Raw genomic sequence first — 19,616 nt, 5'->3', positions numbered from 1 at the left:
CGGCAGCGGAAAATCCGCCGCTGTCGAAAACTGACGACAGTGGAAGACGGACGACTGTCGGAAACCGAGGCCGGTTGGAAACTGACGACAGTCGGAAGCCGAGCCGTGGGAACAGGTGACGACAGCGGATCGCGTTGCTGGTCGCGTCGAGGGTGGCCGAGAGAGTCACGGGACTGTTCTGACTTGCTCCGGAGTGCGGCTCATCCTCGCATGGCTCATTGGTGGCCCGTTGTGCGAATCCGGCGGATAGTCGCTTTCTGGCATGAATGCGCAAGGATCAGGCTTGATGGTGGAGTCTGTCCCGCGGATTGGCATGTGGTTGCCAGGGAGTGGCGCCGCGTTCGAGGTCAACCCTGGACCCTTGGCGCGGACCTGGCCCGGGCGGCAGTCAGGTCCGGCGGCCGTCTGCCCTGCGCTTCCCGTGGCCAACCCTCCGCGAGGGCGATGCGGGCCCGCCGGTGCTCGGCGTGCGGCACCGATCCACCGTCGATGGCGCACCTCGGTTGATGGCGGTCCCGGCCCATGGCCTCTCCGGCCCATGGCGCACCGGCCCAGGGCGATCCCGGCCCAGGGCGATCCCGGCTGACGGCGATCCCGCGTCGACGCCGCCGAAGGGAGGCAGCCGTTTCGTCGTAGCACCGACGGGCTGGGATGATCGACGGGCGGCGGTGGCCTGGCGTGCGACTACCCGCTGGTGGTGACCAGGGGGCAGGCTCCGGCGGCGGAGCGAGGTGGCTGTGGTCCGTCGTCCGGCCGCCGCCGCGGGGCCCGCCCAGTCCGCGACAGAGATGTGGGCGACGAGCGTCTGGGCCGGTCGAAGCGGGCGTGGGCACGCAGGCCACGGCGGCGGGGTGCGGCGTGGCGGTGGCGTCGGAGGCGGAGCCGGCGATGGTGTGTGGTCCCCGGGACCCGGCGTTCCAGGGTCATTTCGCCGATGTTGCCGCCGGCTCTCGGTGGTGCTGCCCACTGCCGCCACCGGAGTGCCCATCTTGGCGGACTGGTCGCGGATCGTGTTGACGCGCTGCGCGTCGGTGGGACAGATTTGCCGCAGGAAATTCCGACAATTTTCCCAAAGGGCCATATAGCCGGCCCGTTGTGTGCCGGAGGGTGAGGCCTGTGGTGCTGCTGGTGCGCTGGTGTCAGCGATACCGCTGGCTCGTCATCGCGATGTGGTTGACGTCCCTGGTGGCCACCCTCGCGCTCGCGCTGCATGTCGGGGCGAAATACTCCCTGGAACTCGCCGGCCCCGACGCCGAGTCAGAGCAGGCCAACAAAGTCGCCGGGGCACTTCTGCCCTCCGGATCGCTGCCCGACCTGGAGACGGTGGTCGTACGGGCGCGTACCGGCACCGTGCAGTCGCCGACGGTGCGGGCGCGCATCGCCGCGATGCTCTCGCAGATCAGCACGGTGCCGGGCGTCGCGGCCCCGTTCGACCCGTACAGCCCGGCGGCGGAGGTCCCACTCGGCCAGTCGCCCCTGAGCGCGGACGGACGGACCGCGATCGTCTCCGTACTGATGAAGGGGAAGGCGATCGAGCCGGATCACGCCGCGATCAACGGGCTGATCGACGCCGCTCGGGCCTACGACGGACCTGACATCCAGGTCGAGGTGGCCGGTCCCGGCACCACCATCGTCACGCAGGCGGGGATCTCCACGTGGCCGATCCTGCTTGCCGTCGGCGTCGCCCTGCTGGTGTTGGCGATGACGCTGCGGGCGCCGGCGGCGGTCGCCGTGTGCATGGTCGTCGCGGTCGCGGCGGCCGGGGTGTCGCTGGCGCTGGCGATGCTGCTGTCGCGGCACGCCAGCGTCAACAGCCTGGCACCGCTGCTTACGCTCGTGCTTGCCTTCGGCATGACGCTGGGCAGCGGCGTCGTCGTCGTGCATCGCACCCAGACCGAGCTGCGCGCCGGCCTGGACCCGCCGCAGGCGGCCCGTTCGGCGCTGCGTCACCCCGGTCGGGCCACGGTCGTCGGGAGCCTGGGACTCGCCGCGGTGATGCTCGCGACGAGTGCGCTGAGGCTGAGCGTGCTCGACGGCCTGGCCCTGGCCGGGTTCGTATCGGCGATGGTGAGCGTGCTGGCCGTGGTAACGCTCGTGCCCGCGGCGCTGCGTCTGACCGGGCGTGGCCTGCTGGTCTGGACGGAACGGACCCATCTGCGCCAGAGCGGCATCGGACTGCCCGTCCGGCGCGGCCTGCACTTTTGGTGGGCGAAGGCGGTCGCCCGCTATCCACAGGTCCTCGCGGGCCTTGCCGTGCTGGTGCTCGTCGTGCTGGCCCTGCCCGCGGCCGGGCTGAAACTCGGCGGCGGAGACAACGGCACCGACCGCACGACCACCACCACCCGCCGGGCCTACGACGTGATCAGCCAGGAGTACTACCCCGGGTTGAACGGCCCCATGCTCGCGGTGGTGACCGGTCTGCGCGCTGGCCAGCCCGACCCGATCCCGGGCGTGATCAAGGCGATCGAGCGGACTCCGGGCGTTCGCCATGCCTTCCCGTCCCTACGTAACGACAAGGCTGGCGGAGCGGTCATCCAGGTGCTGCCCGCGGACGGGCCGCGTGCCAGCGGCGCGACCGCACTGGTGCACCGGCTGCGCGAACAGACCGTGCCGGCGCTGGCCGCAGGGTCGGGCCTGACGATCCGCATCGGCGGACAGGCCGCCATCTACGACGACATGGCGAGTGGGTTCTCGCACGCGGTGCCGGCCTTCCTCGCCCTGGAACTGCTCGTGCTGGGGCTGACCGCGGTGTTCGCCCTACGTTCGGTGCGCCACGGCCTCGCCGTGATGGCGGCGAGCCTGCTCGCCCTCGCGGCCACCCTCGGCGTGATCACCGCGGTGTTCACCGACGGGCGATTCGCGACCCGCCTCGGCATCCGATCAAGTCCGGTCGAGCCGTTCCTGCTCGGCATCATCCTGATCGTCGTGTTCGGCCTGGCCATCGGGATGCACCTGACGATGCTCAGCAGCCTGCGTTCCGCCAGCGCCGCTGTCGACCAGCGTCGGGCGATCAGCACCAGACAAGCCGACGTCGGCCACGCCACCATGACCACCAGCATGGTCATGGTGGCGGTCTTCTCCGCGCTCACCGCGCAGGATCTGCGGATCATGAAGCTGCTCGGTATCGGGCTGTCCGTCGGCGTCGTCCTTGACGCACTGGTCGTGCGGGTCCTGCTGCTGCCCGCGTTGCTGCACCTCATCCGGCCGGGCCGAAGCTCCAGGCAGGCCGGACACGGCGGCCGTTCCAACCGGATGGCCGGCGTCAGAACCGCCGCGGCCCAGGGCATGGGCGCGGCTGTCGGCCTCGGCGCGTCCATGACCGCCGGCGGGGCGCAGGCCGACAACGATGCCACCGCGGCCGCACGGACGGTGGGCATCCGGCGCCGGAACGGGGCCGCGCGACGTCGCGGCGCCCCGGCGCGAGACTCGGCGCGCCTCGTCGTCCACATGGGTGCCCGGGGGGACGGCGTGTCGGCACCCGCCACGTCGACCATGACGATGCCGGTCGCGCGCCGCACCGGGTCCCGAGGCGCCGGCACGGCCGGCACAGCCCCGGCCTCTGCGGGAGTCGCCGGCGGCGCCGGGTCCGCGCAGCCGGCGCGGGTCGTCGGGCTCAGGCGCGTGCCGGCAAGCGGGCTGGCGACGACGGAGGTCACGCGCCGCGGCGGGCGCAACGGCCCGGGTGCGCCGGGCGTGGGGCCCTCGGACTCCGGCCGGGGTCGCCGCAGCGGCCGGTAGAGCCGCCGCGGCGGCGCCGAGCGGCAGGCGGGGTGGCGGACGCCGATCGGCCGCAATGCGGTGCTTTATCGGTAGTCGATGCGGGAAGGGACGATCCAACGGCAGAAATCGTCACCTAGAGAAGGACGAAGGGGACCCAGGTGAGCATGTTCGACAGCTTGTTGAGCGGACTGGACGACAAGGAGCAGAACCGGACCCGGGAACTGATTGCCGACAGCGTGGCTACCGACCGGGCGGACGCGATCGCCGGCCGTCAGCCCGAGCGGCTGGTCGACTCGGGCAACCGCCGGCGCCGCTCCCGTGCCGGCGGCCCTCACCGCTGAGCCGCTGGCCGTGCGGCGCTGACGTCACCGGCCGTGCCGCGCCGGCTCCCGTGCCGCGCCGGCTCCCGTGCCGCGCCGACGCACCGGCCGTGCCGCGTCGGCCCACCGGCTGCCCGTGCCGCGCTGGCGATAAGCCGAAGGCGGAATGGCCACAGAGCACATCCCCCCGGCCCACGGTCACCGCAGGTGGCGATCGTACGGAAACGTGCCGAAGGAAATGTGCGGATCCGGGCCCCGAATCCTTCCCTGGCCTTCGGCGGGATCGGATCATGGGGGTGGGTCAGCGGCCCAGGCGGGCCTGGACCTCGGGGCGGCGCAGTGGCGGCACGGTGGCGGGGGGCTGCCGGCGGGCGGGCAGGGTCCCGAGCAGGCGATGTACCGACGCCGCCACCTCGGCCACGGCCATCTCGACGGCGTCGTCCGCGGCCGGCGACGGGCGGCGCACGCCGCTGACCTTCCGGACGAACTGGCGGGCGGCGGCCTCGATCTCGTCGTCGGTCGCCGGCGGCTCGAGCCCCCGCAGTTCGGTGATGTTGCGGCACATGGCGCTACGGTAGCTCCCGATAGCGGTCGTCGCGACCCTCGGCGCCTCAGGTCGACCGGTGCCCGCTGGCCGTCTGGAGTGGGCTGGTTCGTGCCCGAGGGTGGACCCGCGGGACGCGTTCTGTGCCCGCGTCCCGCGAGAAGGGGGACAATAGGACGGGCCGCGTCCTGCTCCGCGCAGGGCGATCCGGTCGGCGCCGGCTGGTCGAGCCAGAACCATCCCGGTGCAGGTCCGGTCGGCACTCGGTCCGAAGGGAGTCAGGCGGTCATGGCGGACGGCTACTATGGCGAATCGGCTGATCCTGGCCGGGGCGGCCGAGGGCGGCGTGCTACCCGCTTCGCCCAGGCACGCCGGCTGGTCAGCCAGGCCGGGCAGGACCGCACGACGGGCTGGTACCAGCCGCTCGTGGTGACCGTGGTCGCGGCGGGCGCGTCGTTCGAGGCGTTCGGGCACGCCTTCGGCCTCATCTACGCGATCCTGCTCACGTTGGCGTTCGTGGCGCTGACCTGGAGCACGATCCGGCTGATGCCGTCGGTGTCGGACCAGATGAACCTCTCCCGGGTCACCGCGGCGCAGCGCATCGCCGCCATCGCCAACACGCCGGTGCGCACCCGCGGGCCCTACCTGCTGCTGGCCGCGCTGCCCGTCGTCGTCGCCCTGGTCAAGACGGTCGGCTTCTTCGTGCTTGGCGGCATCCTGATCGTCGGCGTCATCGTCGGCGCCGCCCTGGCCGCTGCGTGGGTCTTCGAACGCCGCTGACGGACACCGCCCGGTTGGCCACGCCAGGTCGAACGTTCGGTTGGGGTCCCGGTGAGTTCGGCTGACTCCGGCGGCGAAGAACGCGCGATGTGCCGTACGCGGCGCATGATGGGGGCATGGTGGACAGTACGGTCTTCCTCGATCGGGCGGAGGGGCTGCGGGTCTGGCTGGGCAGTCAGGTGGTCAGCCGGGTCGCGGGGACCGAGGGCCCGGCGCGCCGGGCCCGGATCTTCGCCGCCCCGGGAGAGCGCTGGTTCACCGACGACCGGCCGATCCGGCAGGTGCACGCGGACGCGGCGATGTTCGTCGGCGGGCTGCGGGCGCTGCTCTACCAGTCACTGCATCCGCTGGCGATGGCCGGCGTCGCCCAGCACTCCGACTACCGCCACGACCCGTGGGGGCGCCTCGCGCGCACCAGCTACTTTCTGGCGGCGACGACCTTCGGCCCGACCCGCGAGGCGGAACGCGCCGTCGCCCGGGTCCACGCCGTGCACCAGCGCGTACGTGGCATCGCGCCCGACGGCCGTCCCTACGCCGCGTCCGACCCGCATCTCATGCGCTGGGTCCACTGCGCGGAGACGGACAGTTTCCTCGCGGCCTATCGGCGATATGGCCACGCCCGGCTCACCCTCGAGCAGTGCGACGGCTACATCACCGACTCGGCGTTCATCGCCGAGCGGCTCGGCATCGACGATCCGCCCCGCACCCGCGCCCAACTCGCCGCGGCGCTGCGGGAGTACCGCCCGGAACTCGCCGGGACGCCGCAGGCCCGTTCGGCCGCGCGCTACCTGCTCCTGCAGGCCCCGCTGCCCCTGCCGGCCCGGGCTGCCTACAGCGCCCTGGCCGCCGCCGCCGTCGGCCTCATGCCCGCCTGGACCCGCTGGCCGCTGCGGCTGCCCTACCTGCCCGCCGCCGACGCCACGGTCGGCCGTCTCGCCGGGCAGTCCATCGTCACCACCATTCGCTGGGCCACCCGTCCCCCGGCCGCCTGACACGGCTACCGTCCGCGGCGGGCGGCGGCGCGAGATCGGGCTACGCAGGTCGCCGTAGGGGGCAAATCGGACACGAAGACGCCCACGGCGACCTGGTTGGATCTTGGACCGGTCTGGCTTCGGGAAATCCGTCGCGGAACGTGACGCTGGCCGTGTGGTGGAGCGGACCGACCAGGTATGGCCGCGGAAACCACCCTCGCGGGTCAGCGGGTCAGCGGGTCAGCAGGTCAGCGGGGTGGTGGGGTGAGGCGGACGGCGAGCAGGGCGGTGTCGTCCTCGTGGCCGCTGGCGCGGCTCACGGCGGCCAGAGCCCGGTCGCACACCTCGTCGGGGCCGCCGTCGGGTGACATCCGCGAGCGCAGCAGTTCCATCCCCACGTCGACCGGTCGGCCGCGGTCCTCGACCAGACCGTCGGTGTAGAAGAGCAGGGTGCTGCCGGGCGCCAGAGTCAGTTCCGTCTCGGGGTAGTCGGCGAGACCCGCGGTCAGCGGCGGGCCGGGGTCGATCGGCAGGTAGCGGGCCGGCGCGTGCGGCGGGATCAGCAGCGGCGGGAGATGCCCGGCCGAGGCGACGACGAGGCGCCCGCTGACGGGATCAAGCACCGCGAGCGCCGTTGTCGCCGTGCGGCCGTGTTCCAGCCGGCAGGCGGCGGCGTCGAGCTGGGTGAGTACGGCGGACGGGCTCGCCGGGGCGACTGTGTGCACACGTACCGCCGCGCGCATCTGGCCCATCGTCGCCGCGGCGTGGATGCCGTGCCCCATCACGTCCCCGATGACGAGCGCGACCCGTCCGTCGTCGAGGGGCAGCACGTCGTACCAGTCGCCGCCGACGAGGGCCCCGGCACTGCCGGGCAGGTAGCGCCACGCGAACGTCAGCAGGGGATGCGCCGGCAGCTGCTGGGGCAGCAGGCTGCGCTGCAGGGTGACCGCGGTGCGCCGTTCCTGCTCGTACTGGCGGGCGTTGCCGATCGCCACCGTCGCCCGGTCGACGAGCTCGGCCACGACCCGCTGGTCGTCCTCGGCGTAGGTGCGCCCCTCGGGCGCGACCAGCCCGACCGCGGCCACCGGCTGGCCGCCGAGCACCAGCGGCAGCGCGAGCCGGGCGCCATCCGGTGACCGCGCGGGCCTGCCGGTGCGCAGCGCCTGGGTCATGCCGACCGAGTCCCCGAGGGCATCCGGCGACCGCGCCGGGCGGGCGCCACCGCGATCGGTGGGGGAGGCGTCGTCCGGGCCGAGGAAGGTCCGACCCGGCCCGTCCCGCTCGAGGCTCCACGCGGGCGCCGTCCCGCCGGAATGCGCGCTGGTGGGCCTGCCGCCATGGACGCTGCCGGCCGCGGTGGTGTCGCCCCGAAGGAACGCCTCGTCCTCGACGGGCAGGGTTTCGCCGCCGAGGCGGGGATGGGCGACCGTCGGGCGGATCGCCGACTCCCGCCGGGCGCCCGTGCGGCCGGCGACGACCGGAGTGAGGTCGGCGCGGTCGGCGACCGCCACGACGTGGACGCCGCCGTCCTCGTCGACCCGGCAGGCGGCCGCCCGCGTCGCGTGCCACGGCACCAGCAGGCCCACGAGATGTTCCAGGATCCGGGACGTCTCCAGGGTGGAGGTGAACAGGTCGGTCGCGGCGGCGAACAGCGTGGTGCGTTCGCGGGCGGCCCGCTCGACGGCGAACAGCCGGGCCCGCTCGAGCGCGAGGCCCGTCTGCGCGGCCAGGGCCTCGACGAACGTCCGTTCGCCGTCGTCGAACAACCGAGGATGATCGAAGGAGAACCGCAGCGCGCCGAGCGTGCGCTCGCCGGCGAACAGAGGCAGCACGCACATCGCCACCGCCGTCGGCTCGAGCTCGGCGAGGGCGGGAAAGCGCAGGTCGCGTTCCCGGCGTGACTCCAGCCAGACCGGCTCGCCGCTGCGCAGCGCCTCCATCGCCGGAAGCTGGTCGGTGAGCCGTTCGGCCCGCAGCGCCGCGATCATGCTCGCGCCGTAGCCGACGGAGCCCTGCACCGTCATCCGGCCGCTGGTCAGCGGAACCAGCAGAACGCCGCCGGAGGCACCGAGTACCCGGGCGCTCTGCGCCACCACCGAGGCCGCCACCTGCTCCGCCGTGGTCGCCTGCGCCAGTGCGGCGGTGACCTGCTGCAGCCGGGCCGAGCGTTCCGCGGTGCGCTGGGCGGCGACGACCACGTCCAGGGCGTCGAGCAGATACTGCTCGAAGCTGCGGGCCGCGGGCCGCCGGTCACCGCTGTTGGCACGGGTACGAGCGTCCGCGGCACGTACCCGGTGGTCCCGCGGCGTGCGGGGGTCCTCGCGCGCGGCGCGGGGGGCGGACGCCGAGCCGGCGGGGTTCGCCTCGTCCCGGGCGGCGGCACGCAGCTGCTCCACCAGCGAGCCGATGTACCAGCGTCGGAACGCGACGTGCTGCGGCGGGGACTCGACGGTCAGCAGCCGGGCGGCGCGGGCGTACCCTTCGATCTCTTCCAGGGCGGCCAGGTACTGCTCGGCGTCGGCCGCCGCGCTCAGTGGCAGGACGAGTTCCAGCGGGGTGCGCGGGCGCCCGTCGGCGGCGGCCGCGAGCGCCTGGCGTTTGATCGCCTGGCGCGGCCCGGCGAACCGGTTGGTGACGGTCGCCAGCAGCTCCGCCAGCCGTTCGGGCAGGGCCGTGCTCGCGCCCGACGCCGCGCCGTCCGCGGCCAGCGTGAACTCCCGGACCAGCCCGTCGATGTGGTTCTTGGCGGCCAGCAGCAGCTCGGTGGGAACATCGCCGAGCCGGACGAGATGCCCCGGCGAGGACGTCGGTGGTCCGTTCAGGGGCAGCGTCTCATTGCCGACCCCGCGGATGCCGATCAGCCCGCGGATCTCGGGCAGCCCGCGGATCTCGGGCAGCCCACTGTCGCCCACCAGGGCGCGACCGCGCCGCGGCCCGCCCGTGCTCGCCAGCCGGCCCTCCTCGCCCCCCGGTCCGTGTTCGCCCCCTGGTCGGTGATGGCCGCTCGGCCCGTGCTCGTCCCTCGGCCCATGGTCGTCTCTCGGCCCATGGTCGAACACTGGTCCGTGCCGGCCGAGGGGGTGGCTGCCGAGGGGATGTCCGCCCTCGATGTCGTGGCCGCGGGACGGCGCTTCGTCCGCCGGATGGAACTCCGCCCAGACGATTTTTCCGGTGGGCGTCGGCTCGACTCCCCAGCGGCTGCAGGCGGCGGCGACCAGCGCCATTCCCCGGCCGGTCAGCGCATCCCCGCCGACGGGCGGGCGCACCGGCAGCACCCGGCTCGCGTCGCGGACCTCGACCCGCAGCGCTGGCCCCGCCGTGCGCATCCGCACCTCGACCGGTGCCGCGCCGTGCAGCAGCGCGTTCGTCGTCAGCTCACTGAGGACGAGACTGATGTCGTCGCCGGACGGTTCCCACCGGCTGCCGGCAAGCAGTCGCATCGCCGCCCGGCGCACCGAGTGCACTCCGCTTGACGGCTCGCCGAGCCGGATGACCGCGGCGCCGTCCGCATCGCCGACGCCGAATCCCCGTTCGCTGGCCAGGTCGCCGAGGTTGGTGTCGCCAGGAGTGGTACTGCGGCCTGCTGGCGGACCCGCATCCAGGCGGGGCCGCCCGACCTCGGCCGATCCGGTGTTTCCTGTCACGCTGACCGGCCTCCCGCCTCGGCCGGCCACCTCAGGGGTGCCGGCGCCGCTGACGGCCCGACGAGACGCGGCTTCCCGCTCAGTGCCTCCACGATGGCCTTGGCGATGGCCGTCACGATGGCCTCGCGACGTCCAGCATGCCAGAGAGGTCGGCGATTCCCGCTACGGATCGCCCGACCGGGGGTGTCCCGTGTCCGACCGCCCGGGTTCACCCCGCGGCGGCCCGGCCCGGATCGCCCGGTGGAGCTGATCCGGTGCTGTCCGCGGCGTGGACGGCGCTGTCCGCGGCCTGCGTGAACAGGACGCCGATGGCGCGGACCCGCTCGACCAGGCCGGACGGCTCGAGGATCTCGAAGGGGGCGCCGAGCACACCCAGAAGCATGGCGGCCCACTCCAGGGTGGCGTCGTCCAAGCGCAGCAGGCAGGTGTCCGCGTCGATCGGTTCGCCGCGCCCGCGGCCGCCCACCACCCGCGCGACCCGGGAGGCCGGCGCCGCGACGCGCACGACGACCTGGTGCCGGGGCTGGTCTCCGGCGACGCCGCGGGACACATAGGCCGCCACGTCCGCGCTCGGCAGGTCACGCGGGCGGAAACGGCGCTCGGAGCCGGCCGCCTCCTCGACGCGGTCGACGCGGAAGGTGCGCCAGTCGGCGCGATCGACGTCGTACCCCAACAGGTACCAGCGGGCGTCAAGGGCGACCAGCCGGTAGGGCTCGACCCGCCGACGGCTGATCGCACCGGCGCGGTCGGTGTAGGCGAACCGGACCTCCTCCTCGGCGCGACAGGCGGAGGCGAGGACGGTGAGGATCGACACGTCGACGGCGGGCCCGGACAGCGGGGCCGGCACCGTGTAGGCGGCGACCGCGTCGACCCGCTCGCGCAGCCGGGGCGGCAGGAGCGCCACGACCTTCGCGAGCGCCCGCACGGAGGTCTCCGCGACCCCGGCCACCGCGCCGGCCGTCGCGGTCCGCAGCCCCATGGCGACGGCGACGGCCTCCTCGTCGTCGAGCAGCAGGGGCGGCATCGCCGTACCGGCCCGCAGCTGGTAGCCGCCGGCCACCCCGCGGCTGGCCTCGACGGGATAGCCGAGCTCGCGCAGCCGGTCCACGTCGCGACGCAGCGTGCGTCGACTGATGTTGAGCCGCTCGGCGAGGACATCACCCGGCCAGTGCCGCTGCGCCTGCAGCAGGGCGAGCAGCCGCAGCATCCGCGCACGTGGATCCGTCATCGCCGGGCCCCTCCTCTCCCCGGCAGCCGGTGCTGCCGGGCGCGATGTCCGCCATTCGGCGCCGATGGACATGATGCTCTCGGTAATGTTGAGCGCTGCCCGGCCGACCCATGCGCCCCGTCGGTCCGAGTGGTACGGCGAACATCGAGTCGGCGGACATCGAGTGGTAGGAGCAGCACGGATGAGTATCAGCAGGCGGGCCCGGCAGTTTCAGGAACTGCTCGACGAGCGTGGTCTTGGCCTCCAGGTGCTGGAGCTACCGGATTCCACCCACACCGCCGACGATGCCGCCCGTGCGCTGGGATGCGCCAAGGAACAGATCGTCAAGTCCCTGGTCTTCCGGAACGCGGAGACCGGTGCTCCGGTGATGGTGCTGGCCAGCGGGTCGAACCGGGTCAACGAGCAGCGGATCGCGGCCGTGCTCGGTCATGCGGTCGGCAAGGCGGACGCGGCCTTCGTCAAGCAGGCCACCGGCTTCTCGATCGGAGGTGTTCCGCCGCTGGGTCACCGCCAGCCGGTCGTCCTGCTCGTCGACGAGGATCTGCTCCAGTACGACGAGGTCTGGGCCGCCGCCGGCACGCCCAACGCCGTGTTCCGGATCCCCGGGAAGATCACGGACATCCTCGCCGAACACACGGTCCTGACCGTCACCTGATCGCCAGTCGCCAGTCGCCAGTCGCCAGGTCGAGGGGCTGCCGGGTCCGGCCTCCGATCACGCGTCACCGACCCGCCGGCCGCGCGGGCCGGCGGGTGAGCATCACCGCGGGTCGTCGGCCGGCAGGTCGATGACCACCACGGTGATGTTGTCGCCTCCTCCGGCGGCGAGCGCCGCGGAGGTCAGATGCCGGGCGACGGCGAGTGCCGACGCGCTCGCGGGCAGCTCGTCCACCCGTGCGGCGAGCCGGTTCGGCGCCGAGAGGTAGTTCCACAGCCCGTCACTGCACAGCACCAGGCGACCGGGTCGCGACGGTGTGCATCCGACGATGTGGGGCAGTGCCCCGGGGCTGGAGGTACCGATCCAGCGGGTGATGGTGTGCGATCCGGGGCCCGTCTCGGCCCACTCCTGCGGGCGCAGTCCGGCCCGCACCGCCTCGGCGGCCACGGTGTCGTCGGCGGTGAGCAGGTGTGCCCCGGAGCGGTCGAGCAGGTAGGCGCGACTGTCCCCGAGCCAGCCGACGGCGATCTGCTCCCCGGTGACGATCGCCGCGACGAAGGTGCACGCCGGAGTGTCGTCCCGGTCGACCACGGAGGCGAGCGCGCCACGCTCCGCCGCGGCCGCCGCGGCGCGCAGCGCGCCGGGCTGCCAGGTGCCCCCCGGCCCCGCGGCCGGATGACGGCGCGGCCCCAACGGCTTCGTGTCCCCACCCAGCAGATCCCGCTCGCCGGGGGCCGAGCCGGTGTGATCGTCGTCGCCGTTGTCCGGGTGAGTGCCGCCGCCGTCCTGGTCCTGACAGGCGTTCACACAGCCGTCCACGACAGCGGAGGCGGCGGACGCCGCGGCTCCCCGCGAGGCGCAGGGCCCCGGGGACGCCGGTGCGGAGGCGGGCGGCGCGGACATCGTCGAAGCGGAGGGTGCTGACGCAGCGGACGCCGAAGCGGACGACGCCGACGTCGAGGACATCGTCCCGGCGATGTGGGCGAGCAGCTCGACCGCTTCCCAGGCCGCGCGGACGGCGGCCGGGCCGGAACCGGGGGCGGTGGACACACCGTCACAGACCGCGGCGATCGTGATCGTCCCACCGCCGGACCGGTCGTGGTCGACGGAATCGTGATCGTCAGGAGGGTGGGCGGCGGGCTGGACGGTGCGCAGCGCGAAACCATCCTCGTTGGTGCGGTGCACGAGGCCGACGTGGCTGACGGCGGCGGATCGGCCGAGGTCGACCTCCGATCCGCCATCACTGCCGTCGACGGACGCGATGATCTCGACGGTCGGCGTGTCGTCGGTGACCGGCGGATCGGAGGGTAGGGCGGTGTCCCGCGTCCCGGTGACGGCCGAGGCGTCGTCAGCGCTGGCCGCGGTGGCGCTGGCCGCGGTGTGGCCGGGCGGGGGCACGGGGGTGGGAGATATCGGTGAGGTCATGGGTGGCGTCACAGGAGGGTTCGAGGGCGGATACGGTTGGCGAGATCCACCAGGCGGTGGCGTTCGTGGCTGGTCGAGGCGTGGCTGGCCAGTGTGCGATAGGCGTGTTCGAGGCCGAGCCGGACGGGGACGGGGGAAAGCGGCGTCCCGGCGATCTCGGTGCCGGGATCGGGCGCCTGGGCACCGGAACGTAGCAGGGCGAGCGCACCCGTGAGCAGTTCCCGGGTGAGGGCCGCCCGGGTGGTGGGGGGCAGGTCCAGCTCGGCGAGGACGGTCGAGGCACTGCGCAGCCCGGCAAGGTCCGGGGCGCCCGTCCGGTCGCCGACGGTGCCCAGCGCCCGCACGAAGTGGATGCGTGCCCAGGCGTGGTCGACCACGTCCGGCGGCACCCGGCGGTAGGCCTCGAGCGCACCGGTCCGGTCCCCGGCGGCCAGGCGCAGCCGGGCCAGGCCGAACGCCGCCGCGCTCAGCGTGTTGTCGGTGCGGGAGACCAGGTCGTACAGCATCCGGGCGCGACCGTGATCGCCCGCGGACTCGGCGGCCACCGCCAGGGCGAGCTTCGGTGCGAGCTCGCCGGGCACTTCGCTGTACACCCGGTCGAAGGCGGTGCTCGCCGAGGTGGCGTCGCCCTCGGCGAGCAGCAGCAGACCTCGCTGCCAGCGCACGCGCCAGTCGTGCGGACTGGCGGCCTCGGCGGCGGCGAGCAGCGCCCGCGCCGCGTCCCGGTCGCCCCGGCGGGTGTGCAGGTCGGCCAGGTGCAGCCGGGCCGCCGGGCTGCTCGTGGCGAGGGCCGCCAGCAGGGCGGTGACGCGGGCGGGCTCGATCTCGGGCAGCGCGCGCAGCGCGTCGCAGGCCGGGTCGGCCGGGTCGGGCAACAACCGGGGCAGTGCCGACCAGGGGAACACCGGCCATCCTCCCGCCGGCCACCCCCCTGTCGGTGGCCCCGACCCAGGCGGCCCTGAGCGCGGGGCCGGCGCCGGTGCGGCGGTGGTCGTGCCGGTGGTCGTGCCGGTGGACTCGGGGGAGAAGCGGGTGCTGCGGGCGGGCGCGGGCCGGCCGTGTTCGGCGGCGACGACCTCGTGCAGGACGCCGAGCAGCTCGTCGTGCAGATCCTTCGCGTCGCGGAATCGTCGGGAGGGGTCGCGCGCCGTGGCCTTCGTGAGCAGCCGGGACAGCGACTCGTGGCGGGCGAGGACACCGTGGCCGGCGGCCGGCGGCAGGCTGAACCGGTACGTCGAGGTGAGACCGCGCACATCCAGGGCGAGGGCCGCCAGTGTCCGCGCGGCCGCGTACAGGTCGCCGGCGGCGGACGGACCCTCGGTTGCCGCTTCCGGCGCCTGGAACCCGACCGTGCCCTGCGCGAGGGCCGGCACCACCGAGGGCTCACCGGGCCCGCCGCGGGCGCGGTGGACGCCGCGAAGCTCGACGAGCCGAATCTGATCGCCGCCGGCCATGATGGTGTCCGGCCGCAGATCCCCGTAGACCAGGCCGCGTCGGTGCAGATAGCCGAGCGCGGGCAGGATGGCCAGCACGAAGGCGATCGCCTCGGTCACCGGCAGGGGATCCGGACGTCCGGCGTCACTGTGTCGTTGACGCTGCATCTCACGCAGCGTAATACCAGCGACGTGCTCGGTGACGAGATAGCAGGTGTCGCCATGCTCGAGACACGTGTGGGCACGCGCGATCCCGGGATGGTCAAGCTCGGTCAGGAAGCGCCGTTCGGCCATGGCCGCGGCCCGCACCGCGCGGTCAGCCGAGGCGGTCAGCGCCCGCATGGCCACCCAGGTGTCGGTGCCGCCGGTGTGGACCCGGGCCAGGTAGGTCCAGCCGTGGGCGCCGTGGGCGAGCACGCCCTCGATCTCGTACGGTCCGATCTGGTCCCCGGGACGCAGACCCGGGCGCAACGAGTACGGCTGCCCGCAGCCGGCGCAGAAGCCCTCCGCGAGGGCCGGCTGACCGGCGCGCGGGCGCCCCACCGGCTCGCCGCAGCGCCGGCACATCCGCAGCCGCAGCGGCAGTCTGGGGTCGGCGAGCAGCAGGTTCGCCGGATCCGGCTGCACGACCGGGGGCACCCGCACCAGCCCGGCCCCCAGCGGTCCGTCCGTCCGGGGCCAGGACTCGGCCAGCGCTGCGTGCGCTCGGGCGGCTCCCGCCATAGCGCCGGCGGCGGCAGCGGTACCCGGGTGCCCGCGGTCGCCGGAACCGATGCCCGTCGCCGTGCCGATGCCCGCCCGGCTGCCTGTCGATCGCCCCCGTGGCGACGCGGGCGCCGGATAGCGGACCGACGCCACCGAGGCAGGACGCGCCGAGCCCGCGCCAGGCACGTCCGGTCTCGCCCATGCGGTCCGCTGCGGCCCTGCCAGGCGGGCACCCGGTGGGGAGCCGGCGGGCGGATCCGCCCGCCGCGGCGGCAACGTCACCGCCTCGGGATCCGGGCGGGACGCAACAGTGGGACGAGCGCGGGGCGAGGCGGCAGCGACAGCGGCGCCAGGGGCAGCGGTGCCAGAGGAAGTAGCGCCAGGCGAAGTAGCGCCAGGCGAAACAGCGGCAGGGGAAGGAGCAGTGGGGGAGAGGACGGCAGGGGAGAAGGTGGCGGGCCGGGTCGTGCCCGCCGCGGGCGTGCCGGGCGTGGGCGTCGCCGGCGCGAAGGTGACCGGTGGCGGAGGCGTGACCGGCGAGCTCACCACCGGCGGGATCGTCGTGGGATGCGGCATCGCCGTCGGGCTTGGCGTCGCTGTCGGGCTTGGCGTCGCCGTCGTGGCCCCGGACATCGCCGTCGCGGGCGGGGTGCCCTCACGCACCGGCGCCGCGGGTGCGCGATGCGCACGTCCCGCGACCGAGCAGCGGCCATCCTCGACCACGCCGCCGCACCCGGGCTCGGGGCAGCGCTGGGGATGGGTCACGGGCACTCCTCGTGGCTTGCTCTGCTGACGCCGCCGACCTCATGCGCAGAACGGCGGCGCCGGCACCCCGGCCCCGGCCGCCGCCCGCGTCGATGCGAGACCGGATCCGGGCCGCTGGCCGTGTGGCGCCCGCACGATGACCGATGCTAGATCGCCGGATCACCCGGTGCGGGCCGCTGTCGCGTTCTCGTCATCCGACCCGGTATGTCCGCGCCGGATCAATGCTGCATCCGGGCTGGACGCGCCGATGCGCGTGCGCGGATCGGCGCGGTGCGCGTGGTCGGTATCACCACCCACCGGTGGCGTGCCGGGGCACCCCCGCACGCCACCGGACAAGGCGCACCCGCACCCGCGACCGTCGCTGGCGGGCTAGCGGTAGTCGTTGATCCGGACCTGGAAGCCGGCAAGGGTGAGGACCGCGGCGAGGGCGAGCAGGACCGACAGGGCGACCGGCAGGCGGTCGAGAACCTCCGCGGCGCTGGTGAGACTGTCCTCGAACCGGGCCGCGCTGGCCGCGTCAACGGCCGTGGCGCGCACGTCGAAACGCTCGAAGGCCGCCGTCGCGTCGTCCTGGGCGAGCCCGGCCGCCGTCCACAGGCCACCGGGACCCATGACGAGCTGCCGGACCCGGGCGGCAACCCCCTGGTAGTCGGCCCACAGGGGGCTGAGCGAGACGCGTGGGCCCGGGCCGGGAACGGATGGGGTGCCGATCTCGGCCAGCAGTCCGCCGTGCGCGCCACCGCGCAGGCGGGCGTCCGCGGCGGTGGAGTCGGCGTTCAGACGGGACGCGCTGGGCCGGTCGAGCAGGGCGCGCTGGTCGTCCGTCCAGACCCGCGCGGTCAGGACCCGCGCCTGCGACGACGCGATCAGCGGCCGGTAGCCGTGATCACGTCCGTCGGCGAGGCGGTCGTGCTGCAGGCCGAAGGCAACCAGCGCCCAGCCGGTGGCCACGGCCGCCAGGATGCTGGCCGCGGCCAGCGCCGGGTTGAGGATGCGGTTGGTACGGCGCAGCAACCACACCTGGCTGGCGGCGAGCGCGCCCACCGCGACGAGGCCGACGATGATCATCGTTGCGGTGCCCTGGTCGGCCCGGCCCGAGTCCCGGTCCACCTCGGCCTGCTCGGCCGCGACGATCCGGTCGGCCGCGGGCAGGATCGTGCCCCACATCAGCTCCGAGCGGGCGACCCCCGCCCGCGCCACCTCGGCGCCGTAGCGGGCCAGCTGCCCGGCGACGACGGTGAGCGCGGACGCGACCGCGGCCCGATGCTCGCCGGAATCCCGACCCTCCGGGACGCGGGCAAGCACGATGATCCGCCCGCCGGCGTCGACCAGCAGGCGCTGGTAGGCCGCGCGCTGGCGGGCCATCTCGTCGCCGTCGCCACCGAGTCGGGCGCGGGTCGCGGCGGCATCGGCGCCGGCCAGGTCCGCCCGCAGGCCCTGCGCGGCTACCAGCGCGCCCGCTGTCCCGCCGCCGGGCCCGTGGGTCAGCCTGCGCAGGGCCGTCTGCCGCTCCCACGCCGGGACGTACGCCGCGGCCCACAGCACGATCAGCAGCCCCGTCACCACCAGCGAGACCACCCGCAGCCGACCGGGCGGGCTCCCGGTCCACCGCCGCAGCCGCCGCGGTGCGGTCTCGCCCGCGGCTGTGCTGCCTGGGCCCGCGGCTGTGCTCCCTGCGGCTGCGCCGGGTCCACCGACGGCGGAGGGGCGCGCCGGCGTACCCACCCCGGTCATACCGGACGATGCTAGGGGAGATCGGACGTGATCCGGCCGTTCTGTCTGCTCGTCGTCATCCACCTGGGCCACCCCGCCAGGCGCCGCTCGGGCACCCGGCGGCCGATGTTCGACGCCCGCTGTCGGGTACCGCGGCGGGAGCACCGCGGGGGAGCTCAGGCGGGACTGACTGTGGAAGCGGCCGCCCGGAACAGGCGGGCCGCGTCGGCGCAGGGCTTCGGGCGGCCCAGCAGGAAGCCCTGGCCATAGGGGATGCCGACGGCCCGCACCGTGGCGAGCTCCCGCGGGGTCTCGATGCCCTCGGCGACCACCCGTCCCCCGATCGCGGCGGCGACCTCGACGAGGCCCGCGGCGATCGCCCGGCGGGCGGCGTCACAGTCGATGCCACGGGTGATCACGCCATCCAGTTTGATGATCTCCGGGCGCAGGCGCAGCAGCTGCGCGAGGCCGGCGTACCCGGTGCCGAGGTCGTCGATCGCGATGCGGATGCCCCGGTGGCGCAGCATATCGACGGCGAGCAGCAGCCGCCCGTCGTCGCTGATGTGCTCATGCTCGGTGATCTCCATGACCAGTCGGCCGGAGGCCTGCGTGGGCAGCAGGTCGAGCAGACCCGAGACAAGGGTGGACGGCGAGACGTTGACTGTCAGGGTGAGCTGTTCCGGCAGCATCGGCAGCAGCGCGACGGCGCTGCGGATCACGATGCGTTCCAGCTCGCTGGCCAGGCCCACGGTCGCCGCGTTGGCATACCAGTGCTGCGGTGGCGCGCTCAGGTCGGGGAAGCGCGAGAGCGCCTCCAGGCCGACCACGCGGTCGTCCTCCAGCCGCATGATCGGCTGGAGGACCAGCCGCGGCCCGCCGTTGTCGATCAGATCGCTGACCTCCTGCCACACCCGGCGCCGCCTGGTCCACATCTCCTGCGGGTCGAGGACCGAGTCGGTGAGGAACGCGGCCATCAGCCGCAGGAACCGACCGTCGCGCGTGGCACTGATCGAGAGCCGGGTCCGACGGGCGAGGCAGACGAGCAGGCCGTAGACCTCACCGTCGCTGTCCAGCACGGGGGAGCAGGCGTAGGCCCGCACCAGCCGGACGTCCAGCCCGCCGGGCTCATCGCCACCCGCGGACTGCGGACGGTCCCCTCCGGCGGGGGCGGTACGCAACGCGGCGCACCTCGGGTCGGTGCTGGTGTCGGCCACGATGCCGGGCAGGTGCCCGCCGAGGATCTGTCCGAGCAGACCGGTCCGCCGGGCGAGCAGATCGCCCTCGGCCAGCGGAAAGTGGGCGGGGGAGCCGCGCATGACCTGAACGACCAGATGCTCGCGTTCGGCCCGCACCAGCAGGGCGAGATCCATGTCCAGCTGGCGGCGGAGGATGTCAAGCAGGTCCGCGATGATCGACGTGGCCTGCGGCAGCTCGATCGGGACCCCCGGATCGGCTGTGACCGCTGTCCCGCCCACCACACCGACCACCTCCACGGGCAGGCATTCCCCGCGGCGCGCGCCTCCATGCGGTCGGCACGTCCGGTTGGGTCCGCCCGGTCAGGTCAGAGCCGCGATGACCGTGTCGCGGATGATGTCGCCGAGGTGGGGGGGGGGGGGGGGGGGGGGGGGGCGGGGGGGGGGCGGCGGGGGGGGGGGGGGGCGGCCGGGGGGGGCGCTCCGCCGTGCCCGTACCTGCTCGTCGCCGCTCGCCCCC

At 74.3% G+C, this 19,616-nt stretch carries 13 protein-coding genes; 6 read left to right on the top strand and 7 right to left on the bottom strand.

Going from position 1 to position 19,616, the window contains the following annotated elements:
• Positions 1 to 1,116 precede the first annotated feature (1,116 nt).
• Both MXD95_RS13045 and MXD95_RS13040 read left to right on the top strand, forming a co-directional pair.
• Positions 1,117 to 3,738 (top strand): MMPL family transporter, encoded by a 2,622-nt coding sequence (locus MXD95_RS13045; protein ID WP_250640865.1) that lies wholly within the window; start codon positions 1,117 to 1,119, stop codon positions 3,736 to 3,738.
• A gap of 140 nt (positions 3,739 to 3,878) precedes the next feature.
• Entirely contained in the window at positions 3,879 to 4,061 is a 183-nt protein-coding gene (locus tag MXD95_RS13040) for a hypothetical protein (protein WP_250640880.1), read from the top strand.
• Between the two features lie 280 nt (positions 4,062 to 4,341).
• Here the strand turns inward: MXD95_RS13040 and MXD95_RS13035 are convergent, their stop codons facing one another.
• Positions 4,342 to 4,605: a DUF2277 domain-containing protein gene (locus tag MXD95_RS13035; RefSeq protein WP_250640864.1), complete on the bottom strand. Its 264-nt coding sequence runs from the start codon at positions 4,603 to 4,605 to the stop codon at positions 4,342 to 4,344.
• Between the two features lie 267 nt (positions 4,606 to 4,872).
• Between MXD95_RS13035 and MXD95_RS13030 the strand changes: the two genes are divergently transcribed.
• Together MXD95_RS13030 and MXD95_RS13025 are read left to right on the top strand one after the other, a co-directional pair.
• On the top strand, positions 4,873 to 5,364 hold the full coding sequence (locus tag MXD95_RS13030) for a hypothetical protein (protein WP_250640863.1): 492 nt from the start codon (positions 4,873 to 4,875) through the stop codon (positions 5,362 to 5,364).
• Positions 5,365 to 5,480: 116 nt separating this feature from the next.
• Complete coding sequence (locus MXD95_RS13025; protein WP_250640862.1) at positions 5,481 to 6,356, top strand: oxygenase MpaB family protein; 876 nt, start codon at positions 5,481 to 5,483, stop codon at positions 6,354 to 6,356.
• A 227-nt stretch (positions 6,357 to 6,583) separates the two neighbouring features.
• Here MXD95_RS13025 and MXD95_RS13020 read toward each other — a convergent pair whose 3' ends face one another.
• Entirely contained in the window at positions 6,584 to 9,979 is a 3,396-nt protein-coding gene (locus tag MXD95_RS13020) for a SpoIIE family protein phosphatase (protein WP_374122020.1), read from the bottom strand.
• Positions 9,980 to 10,187: 208 nt separating this feature from the next.
• Positions 10,188 to 11,207 (bottom strand): helix-turn-helix transcriptional regulator, encoded by a 1,020-nt coding sequence (locus MXD95_RS13015; RefSeq protein ID WP_250640861.1) that lies wholly within the window; start codon positions 11,205 to 11,207, stop codon positions 10,188 to 10,190.
• A gap of 181 nt (positions 11,208 to 11,388) precedes the next feature.
• On the opposite strand from MXD95_RS13015, the gene MXD95_RS13010 reads away from it, so the two are divergent.
• On the top strand, positions 11,389 to 11,862 hold the full coding sequence (locus tag MXD95_RS13010) for a YbaK/EbsC family protein (protein WP_250640860.1): 474 nt from the start codon (positions 11,389 to 11,391) through the stop codon (positions 11,860 to 11,862).
• A 102-nt stretch (positions 11,863 to 11,964) separates the two neighbouring features.
• Here the strand turns inward: MXD95_RS13010 and MXD95_RS13005 are convergent, their stop codons facing one another.
• Together MXD95_RS13005 and MXD95_RS13000 are read right to left on the bottom strand one after the other, a co-directional pair.
• Positions 11,965 to 13,287, bottom strand: a complete 1,323-nt coding sequence (locus MXD95_RS13005; protein WP_250640859.1) for a PP2C family protein-serine/threonine phosphatase — start codon at positions 13,285 to 13,287, stop codon at positions 11,965 to 11,967.
• An 8-nt stretch (positions 13,288 to 13,295) separates the two neighbouring features.
• Positions 13,296 to 15,578: a tetratricopeptide repeat protein gene (locus MXD95_RS13000; RefSeq protein WP_374122021.1), complete on the bottom strand. Its 2,283-nt coding sequence runs from the start codon at positions 15,576 to 15,578 to the stop codon at positions 13,296 to 13,298.
• Positions 15,579 to 15,849: 271 nt separating this feature from the next.
• Here MXD95_RS13000 and MXD95_RS12995 point away from each other — a divergent pair, with 271 nt between their 5' ends.
• On the top strand, positions 15,850 to 16,218 hold the full coding sequence (locus MXD95_RS12995) for a hypothetical protein (RefSeq protein WP_250640858.1): 369 nt from the start codon (positions 15,850 to 15,852) through the stop codon (positions 16,216 to 16,218).
• Positions 16,219 to 16,559: 341 nt separating this feature from the next.
• Here the strand turns inward: MXD95_RS12995 and MXD95_RS12990 are convergent, their stop codons facing one another.
• Both MXD95_RS12990 and MXD95_RS12985 read right to left on the bottom strand, forming a co-directional pair.
• Positions 16,560 to 17,924: a GlnX family signal transduction membrane protein gene (locus MXD95_RS12990; RefSeq protein ID WP_250640857.1), complete on the bottom strand. Its 1,365-nt coding sequence runs from the start codon at positions 17,922 to 17,924 to the stop codon at positions 16,560 to 16,562.
• Positions 17,925 to 18,079: 155 nt separating this feature from the next.
• Positions 18,080 to 19,396, bottom strand: coding sequence for an EAL domain-containing protein (locus MXD95_RS12985; protein WP_250640856.1), 1,317 nt, complete (start codon positions 19,394 to 19,396; stop codon positions 18,080 to 18,082).
• Positions 19,397 to 19,616 lie beyond the last annotated feature (220 nt).

It is taken from the genome of Frankia sp. AiPa1 (assembly GCF_023243075.1).
Lineage (GTDB): Bacteria > Actinomycetota > Actinomycetes > Frankiales > Frankiaceae > Frankia.
This window is presented reverse-complemented; position numbering and strand designations above follow the sequence as displayed.

Excerpts from the sequence above, each read along its gene's own strand:
- MXD95_RS13035 (WP_250640864.1), bottom strand. The coding sequence starts at position 4,605 with ATGTGCCGCAACATCACCGAACTGCGGGGGCTCGAGCCGCCGGCGACC.
- MXD95_RS13030 (WP_250640863.1), top strand. The coding sequence starts at position 4,873 with ATGGCGGACGGCTACTATGGCGAATCGGCTGATCCTGGCCGGGGCGGC.
- MXD95_RS13025 (WP_250640862.1), top strand. The coding sequence starts at position 5,481 with ATGGTGGACAGTACGGTCTTCCTCGATCGGGCGGAGGGGCTGCGGGTC.
- MXD95_RS13015 (WP_250640861.1), bottom strand. The coding sequence starts at position 11,207 with ATGACGGATCCACGTGCGCGGATGCTGCGGCTGCTCGCCCTGCTGCAG.
- MXD95_RS13010 (WP_250640860.1), top strand. The coding sequence starts at position 11,389 with ATGAGTATCAGCAGGCGGGCCCGGCAGTTTCAGGAACTGCTCGACGAG.
- MXD95_RS13005 (WP_250640859.1), bottom strand. The coding sequence starts at position 13,287 with ATGACCTCACCGATATCTCCCACCCCCGTGCCCCCGCCCGGCCACACC.
- MXD95_RS12990 (WP_250640857.1), bottom strand. The coding sequence starts at position 17,924 with ATGACCGGGGTGGGTACGCCGGCGCGCCCCTCCGCCGTCGGTGGACCC.